Genomic DNA, 1,143 nt, shown 5'->3' with positions numbered 1-1,143 from the left:
GGCATCCGTGCGGGCGGCGAACGTGTCGCGCACCCGAGTATCCAAGGCCGGGTATCGGACGTTCGCGTTGTCGTCGTTGCCGGAGGTCTGCCCCACTGAGTACGGCGGGTTGCCGACGATGACTCGGATGTCGAGCTTCTTCTGCGCCTTGGCACGGGTGTTGTTGGTGGGGAAGACGGTCTCGTCCTGGAGGTCTCCGTCCTCCGTGAGCTGGAAGGTGTCCGTCAGAACGATCCCGTCGAAGGGCTCGTAGTCCTCCGCCGCCGGCTCGACCCCGTGGGTCTGCGCCTGGAGATCGTGGAATGTCGTCTCGATGTTGATGGCTGCGATGTAGTAGGCCAGCAGCAGGATCTCGTTCGCATGCAGCTCGGAGGCGTACTTTCGCGCCAGATCAGCCGGGTTGATCAGCCCGGACTGCAGCAGTCGGACGATGAACGTGCCCGTCCCCGTGAAGGGATCGAGGACATGCACACCCTCGTCGCTGAGCGCCCGGCCGAACTCCTGCTTCAGCACGTCATCCACGGAACGCAGGATGAAGTCGACGATCTCCATGGGTGTGTAGACCACGCCCATCGCATCAGCTGCGCGGGGGAAGGCGTTGGTGAAGAAGCTCTCGTAGAGCTCCGTGATGATCTTCTGCTTGCCCTCGGCGTTGTCGATCCCTGCTGCCCGCAGGCGCACCGACTCGTAGAACGACTCGAGCGACTCGGCCTCGGCTCCCACGTTCATCGCGGTGAGGGAGTCGACCATCTGATCCATCACACGGGAGACGGGATTGTGCTCGGTGAAGGCGTAGTCCTCGAAAAGAGCATCGAAGACGGGCTTGGTGATCATGTGCTGAGCAAGCATCTCGATCGCGCCGTCGCGCGTGATCGACTCGTTCAGGTTTCTGCGCAACGCATCCAGGAACACCTCGAAGTGCTTCGAAGCCGCAGAGCCCTGGTCATCGACCAGTGCGGTGATCCGCATGATGTGGTTCTGCGCGATGACCGCGATGTCCTTGGCCCACTGGTCCCAGTACGTGCGCGAGCCGACCTTCTTGACCATGCGCGCGTAGATCGCATCCCGCAGCTCGTCCATCTGGGACAGTCGCAGATCGAAGGCTCCCTGGGATCCCGAGGTCGAACCTGTCTCGGTGCCGTC

General features: G+C 62.6%; 1 protein-coding gene. It reads right to left on the bottom strand.

Annotation, left to right across the window (positions count from 1 at the left end; genetic code table 11):
* Positions 1 to 1,143, bottom strand: a 1,143-nt coding sequence (locus tag IG178_RS24345) for an N-6 DNA methylase (RefSeq protein WP_193215191.1), incomplete at both ends; no start/stop codon positions are given.

This window comes from Neoluteolibacter marinus (genome assembly GCF_014904755.1).
Classification (GTDB): domain Bacteria; phylum Verrucomicrobiota; class Verrucomicrobiia; order Verrucomicrobiales; family Akkermansiaceae; genus Haloferula; species Haloferula marina.
This window is presented reverse-complemented; position numbering and strand designations above follow the sequence as displayed.